Annotated in this window: 6 protein-coding genes; 5 read left to right on the forward strand and 1 reads right to left on the reverse strand. The window is 40.3% G+C overall.

Going from position 1 to position 6145, the window contains the following annotated elements:
• The 5 genes from CIK98_RS08070 to CIK98_RS08090 form a co-directional block, all read left to right on the forward strand.
• Window positions 1–419 (forward strand): DapH/DapD/GlmU-related protein (locus tag CIK98_RS08070; protein ID WP_141210470.1); only part of this gene is annotated, 419 nt, incomplete at its 5' end.
• On the forward strand, window positions 416–1369 hold the full coding sequence (locus CIK98_RS08075) for a glycosyltransferase (RefSeq protein ID WP_094383739.1): 954 nt from the start codon (window positions 416–418) through the stop codon (window positions 1367–1369). The genes CIK98_RS08070 and CIK98_RS08075, both read left to right, overlap by 4 nt.
• A gap of 3 nt (window positions 1370–1372) precedes the next feature.
• Window positions 1373–2476, forward strand: a complete 1104-nt coding sequence (locus CIK98_RS08080; RefSeq protein WP_094383740.1) for a glycosyltransferase — start codon at window positions 1373–1375, stop codon at window positions 2474–2476.
• A 3-nt stretch (window positions 2477–2479) separates the two neighbouring features.
• The gene (glf, locus tag CIK98_RS08085; RefSeq protein ID WP_094383741.1) at window positions 2480–3655 is read left to right on the forward strand and encodes a UDP-galactopyranose mutase; all 1176 of its coding nucleotides are present in this window, start codon (window positions 2480–2482) and stop codon (window positions 3653–3655) included.
• Between the two features lie 231 nt (window positions 3656–3886).
• Entirely contained in the window at window positions 3887–5137 is a 1251-nt protein-coding gene (locus CIK98_RS08090; protein WP_094383742.1) for a nucleotidyltransferase family protein, read from the forward strand.
• Window positions 5138–5283: 146 nt separating this feature from the next.
• Here CIK98_RS08090 and CIK98_RS08095 read toward each other — a convergent pair whose 3' ends face one another.
• The gene (locus CIK98_RS08095) at window positions 5284–5712 is read right to left on the reverse strand and encodes an N-acetylmuramoyl-L-alanine amidase (protein WP_094383743.1); all 429 of its coding nucleotides are present in this window, start codon (window positions 5710–5712) and stop codon (window positions 5284–5286) included.
• Between the last annotated feature and the right edge of the window lie 433 nt (window positions 5713–6145).

The raw sequence follows: 6145 nt of genomic DNA on the forward strand, positions 1-6145 counted from the left end.
GACGTCTTAGATATACTGAATATTATTATAATACAGGGAAGAAGCTATTGTTCCTATATAATATATTCTTATTAAAAAGATTAGGTTTTAAGTTGAAGTATTCGATTGAATTGAATACTGTGGGACCGGGGTTCATTATATATCATACAGGTGACATGATAAATACACAGAAACGCTGTCGCATAGGGAAAAACTTTACCATGAGGCCTGGTTGCGTATTTGCAAATAAGTATATAAAATACGATGAGGAACCTGTTATTATAGGAGACAATGTTACTCTCGGGATAGGGGTCAAAATAGTCGGCTCTGTCAAAATCGGTAGTAATGTGATAATTGGCGCTAATGCCGTGGTAACCAAAGATATACCTGATAATACAATAGTGGGGGGTATACCTGCAAGAATAATTAAGAAAATATGAATATACCTTTAATTTCTCTTATTGTGCCTTGCTATAATGTTGAAAATTATTTATCACATTGTATCGACAGTTTGTTGTCACAATCTTATAAAAATTTGGAAATCATTTTAGTAGATGATGGTTCTCCCGACAGATGTGGAGACATTTGTGATGAATATGCATCAAAGGATGCTCGTATAAAAGTCATTCATAAGAGCAATGGTGGGCTTAGTGATGCAAGGAATGTTGCCATTGATATTGCAAGTGGTGAGTGGATTACATTTGTTGATAGTGATGATATGGTTGCGCCTAACTATATAGAACGTCTTGTAACAATAGCTAATGACAATGGATGTAAATGTAGTGTGGTTCAACCAGTTTCTTTTATTGATGGTAGCATGCCAGCAGCCAAGATTGTAAATCCAAAGGTAGAAGTATTGAATGGTATGGATGCAATAGCAGCAATGTTCTATCAAACGAAATTGGACACGTCTGCTTGGAATAAATTATATCACAGGTCTCTGTTTGATTCAGGTATAAGATACCCAAAAGGGTATTTGTTTGAGGATAATCCTACCACATTCAGGTTATTGGCTGAATGTGATAAAGTTGCCATCAGTAATGAGCAGTTGTACTATTACAGAGTAAGAGAAGGTAGTATAGAAAGACAGGATTTTACTCCGAACAAATTGGATCAAGGTCTGGAAGTAATCCATATGATGGAAACTCATCCCGAAATTACGGACAAGATTAAGTCTGCTTTAAGATGCAAGAAAGCAAGCTTGGCATTGCACTTCATTATGAAAATGCCACTTGATTATGAAAAGAGGCAAGAACTTTGGAAATATGTCACTGAAAATAGATGGAGTGTCATTTGGGATGGAAAAGCAAGGCTTAAAACAAGGGTAGGATGTCTTATTTCATATTTAGGAATAAGGGTTATGAAACGCATTTTTGCAATAACAAAATAGCATATGAATACTAGTAAGAAAAAACTATTAATTGTATGTGAAGCCTTTGGTGGAGGTGTATTCGCATACGTATCGCAACTGTGTAACGACATGTGCGATGATTTTGAAGTGTATATGGCTTATGCTTTGCGTCCTCAAACTCCAAAGAACTACATGGAGGCCATGGACAAAAGGGTGCACATGATAGAAGTGAAGAACTTTGGCGGCAGCATTCTTAATCCAATAAAAGACATGAAGGTGATAAAGGAATTGAGGACGATTCAAAAAGAGGTCAAGCCTGATATTATTCATCTTCATTCTTCTGTAGCCGGTGGTATCGGCCGCCTGGCTTTCAAAACATGTAAGGACTACAAGTTGGTTTATACTCCTCATGGATATGCGCATATCTTGATGGGAAAACCGACAGACAGGAAATGTAGAATGTATAAACTGTTTGAAGAGATATTGGGACGACGCAATTGCATTACTCTGACTTGTTGTGAAAGTGAAGATGAGGTTGCAAAGACATTGACAAAGCGCACTGCATACGTGGAAACAGGTGTCAATCTGGATGATTTGCATAAAACAATAGACCCTGTTCAACCTGAGCCTACCGATAAGTTTACGGTATATGGAATGGGAAGACTATGTACGCAGAAACAACCAGACTTGTTCAATAGAATAGCAGAGCTTGTTCCTGAAGCAAGGTTTGTGTGGATAGGAACAGGCGAGTTGCAGCACCAACTGACCGCTCCAAACATTGAAGTGACAGGATGGAAGCCGAGACACGAGGCCATTGCTATGGGAAAAGGGGCGCAGATTTACGTGCTTTGTTCTTTAGGTGAAGCCATCGCCATGAGTTTGATTGAGAACATGTATATTGGCAAATTGTGTTTGGTAAGTAACACTATGGGGAACAAGAGTGTCATCAAGGATGGTGTCAATGGCTTTATATGCGATAAAGCTGAAGACTATGCAAAGAGGATTAAGGAGGCTATGGTGAAATTCCCTTCAAATTTAGCTGAACAAGGCAAGAAGGATGTATTTAATCACTATAATACGGAGAGAATGAAAAAAGACTATGTAGAATTTTATAATGATGCCATTGACGGCAAATATGACAAATAAGAGATGGAAAGATATGATTATCTGATTGTAGGGAGTGGACTCTTTGGAGCTACTTTCGCATATAGAGCAAAGAAAGCTGGCAAAAGATGCTTAGTTATTGACAAAAGGCCTTATTTAGGCGGCAATGTTTATTGCGAGTCTATTGAAGGTATCAATGTTCATAAATATGGAGCACACATATTCCACACAAACAATAAAGAAGTTTGGGATTTCGTGAATTCTATTGTTGAGTTTAATAGATATACAAACTGTCCAGTTGCCAATTATAAGGGTAAGCTCTATAACCTGCCTTTCAACATGAATACCTTTGCACAGATGTGGGGAGTGCGAACGCCTGCAGAGGCACAGGCTAAGATTGATGAACAAAAAGCAGAAGCTATAGCATCACTGAATGGAAAGGAACCTCAAAATCTTGAAGAACAGGCGTTGACATTGGTAGGCAAAGACATATTTTTTACCCTTATCAAAGAATATACTGAAAAGCAATGGGGAAGAAAGTGCACTGAATTACCTGCATTCATCATAAAACGTCTGCCTGTGCGCATGGTGTTTGATAACAACTACTTCAATGACAGATACCAAGGTATTCCTATCGGTGGTTATAATAAATTGATTGATGGTTTGTTGGATGGTATTGATACAGTTACTAATGTCGATTACTTCAAACTGCGAAGTGTGCAACGATTGGAAGATGATGGTTCTTTTACTATCGATCCATTTGATGCCGAATTCCCTTCTATCAACTATAAAAATCTGGTTTACACTGGAGCGATAGATGAATACTATGATTTTAAGTTTGGGAAACTTGATTGGCGTACTGTCACCTTTAAGACTCGAATAGAGAACACTCCAAACTATCAGGGAAATGCAGTCGTAAACTACACTTCACATAATGAGCCATTCACCCGTGTCATAGAACACAAGCATTTCGAAATGTTTGGTCAAGAAGTGTATGACTGTCCAAAAACAGTAGTCAGCGAGGAATATTCGACAGAATACAAGGAAGGCATGGAACCTTATTACCCTGTTAATGATAACAAGAACAACACATTGGCAGAGAAATACCGAGAGTTGGCAGCCAGAGAAAAGAATGTTATCTTTGGCGGTCGCCTTGCTCAATATAGATACTATGACATGGCACCTGTTATTGAACAAGTGCTGGCATTAAAAGGAATCTAAGCAGTCGCTGTTGTCATCGTCCTTATTCCTGAAATCATTTCCTATAACCATTAGTACGATGAAAGCAACCGCCTTGTTTATCCAATTCTTTATTATCTTCAATATATTCATTCTATACATGTTCAATTTTGAGTTATAAAAAACAACGTAAGTTCATGCGGTTTTATTGTGCTTGGACATAAAAAAATCTATCCTTTAAGGTTTTAATGCTATGAATTACATATTATATAGATGAACATCTTTTTTGAATTTATACAGATTGCTCTAGGAAACAGGAAGTCGTTGTCGGTGGGTATATCAGATGCTGACTGGCTACGGCTTTTTGATTTCTGTAAGAAGCAAGCAATGATTGGTGTTGGCTTCACTGCAGTGGAGAAACTACATACGCAAGGCGTGACATGTCCTGCTGCGCTCAGGATGCAGTGGATGGCATTGGCTTTGCAGATTGAGACGCGGAATGCTTTGCTTAATGAGCAATGTGCGAAATTGGCGAGGAAGTATGAACATGACGGGCTTTCGACTTGTATTCTTAAAGGGCAAGGTAATCTTCTGAACTATCCAGAGCATCTGCGAAAAAGGAGGCAATGCGGTGATATAGACGTTTGGACAGTTTGCAAAAATGGTATTCCCATTGCTGTGCAAACGGCAAAAGATAAGGCAGAGTATGTGGAGTATCATGGTCATAAAGCGGTGATTGAGTATGTTAGGATGCAGCATCGGTTGGCGGTGAGCAACGTAAGCCCTGTTATTCGGTATCATCATATCGAAGCTCCAAAGATAGATGGAACGGAGGTGGAGGTGCATTTCCGTCCATGCTATGCTCATTCGCCTCAGAGGAACTGGAGGATGCAGCGATGGTTTATTGACCATGCTGATGTATGTATGAAACACAAGACTCACATGGGATTCTCTGTACCTACTGCATCGGTGAATGTGGTATATCAGATGTGTCATCTGTTCTCTCATTACTTTGATGAGGGGCTTGGCTTGCGCCAACTCATGGATTATTACTTTGCGCTGAAGGTATGGCATAACGATGTGATGGAGTGCAAGGACTTGCAGTCGCAAGGGATGTGGAGTGAGGGGCTGGGGACGGCTGTTATGTCTGCTCAGGAGGTGATGGCGGTGATACGGTCTTTCGGGATGGGGAAGTTTGCTTCTGCGGTGATGTATGTACTCCATGAAGTGTTTGAAAATGAAGAATGTAGAATGAAGAATGAAGAATGCATTTCGTCATTTGCGCCTTGGATGATTTGTGAGCCGAATGAGAAGGAAGGAAGGAAATTGTTGGAGGAGATTATGAAAGGAGGAAATTTTGGGCAATATGATGAAAGGGGAAAGGAATTTAAGAATGGAGGAATGGTTAAGCATGGACTATGGAAGCTGAAGCGAGTGATGAGACTCGTAAGCAGCTATCCAGAAGAAGCTATGTGGGAACCGATGTTTAGGGTTTATCATCTCTTATGGAGGAAGAAAAAATAAATTAAAAAATTAAAGATTAAAAAATTAAAGATTTTAAAAGGGGAAGATAAATTAAAGATTAAAAGGGGAAGATTAAAGGATTACTGATTATTGATGAAGCCCAAGGTTTGGGCGGAGGCGGAATCCTTGGACTTTTCAGAGAGGGATTAGATGGGGGGCTGGAGGTCGCGGTACTCCGATACTACGTCAAAGCCGGGACAATGGGGCTTCTTGGGATCTAAGTCGCTATGGCCTACAATCAACGCTTTCGGATAGCTCTTGTGGAGGGACTCCAACAGATGACGAAGGGCACTCTTCTGGGCTTTCGTGCGTGTATCCTCAGGGGTGCGGCCGTCGGCTGCAAGACCGCCGATGTAGCAGATGCCGATAGAGTGGGAGTTGTGACTGCGACAATGGGCTCCGGGGAGGTCTTCTGGACGGGCGGGCTCGATGGTGCCGTCGATGGGGATGACGTAGTGATAGCCGCAGCCTGTCCAACCGAGGGTTCGGTGGTAACGGTCGATGTCTGCCATCCGCAATTTGCTGCCTGCCTTGTTGGCGGAGCAATGAACGATAATAAGGGTGATTTTTCGCATAAACATAATTTTTTTTGTTTTGTGGTCAGGAATGTCCAGGAATATACAGGAATTTTTCAGAAATATTTATTTTTGATTATTCCTGGTTTATTCCAGATGATTCCTGACCAAGACAAAAAGAGGTTAGATCTGGGTCATGGCACCGCCAGCGGCGCCTGTGATGACCAACTCAACGATGCGCAGGATGTAAAGCGCGATTTGCTTCCAATTTACTTTCATAGTTGATGTTTTTAAATAAATGAACATTATAAACTTCATAGATGTTTTTTTTGGGAACGCGAATTACCGTAAATTATACGTAAATTGATAGGGTGTCCAGTTAACGGTTCCAAATTCAGATAGTTTTTCTGAATATTTTGGTTCGTTCTGTAACCCAGTTTGTGGACATGTTCTTGGCAGCCCAAGTATCAATGTCCTTAAGTTTAACATTCAC

Source organism: Prevotella sp. P2-180, from assembly GCF_002251435.1.
Lineage (GTDB): Bacteria > Bacteroidota > Bacteroidia > Bacteroidales > Bacteroidaceae > Prevotella.

Coding starts and splice junctions, on each gene's coding strand:
- CIK98_RS08075 (WP_094383739.1), top strand. CDS start 416: ATGAATATACCTTTAATTTCTCTTATTGTGCCTTGCTATAATGTTGAA.
- CIK98_RS08080 (WP_094383740.1), top strand. CDS start 1,373: ATGAATACTAGTAAGAAAAAACTATTAATTGTATGTGAAGCCTTTGGT.
- glf (WP_094383741.1), top strand. CDS start 2,480: ATGGAAAGATATGATTATCTGATTGTAGGGAGTGGACTCTTTGGAGCT.
- CIK98_RS08090 (WP_094383742.1), top strand. CDS start 3,887: ATGAACATCTTTTTTGAATTTATACAGATTGCTCTAGGAAACAGGAAG.
- CIK98_RS08095 (WP_094383743.1), bottom strand. CDS start 5,712: ATGCGAAAAATCACCCTTATTATCGTTCATTGCTCCGCCAACAAGGCA.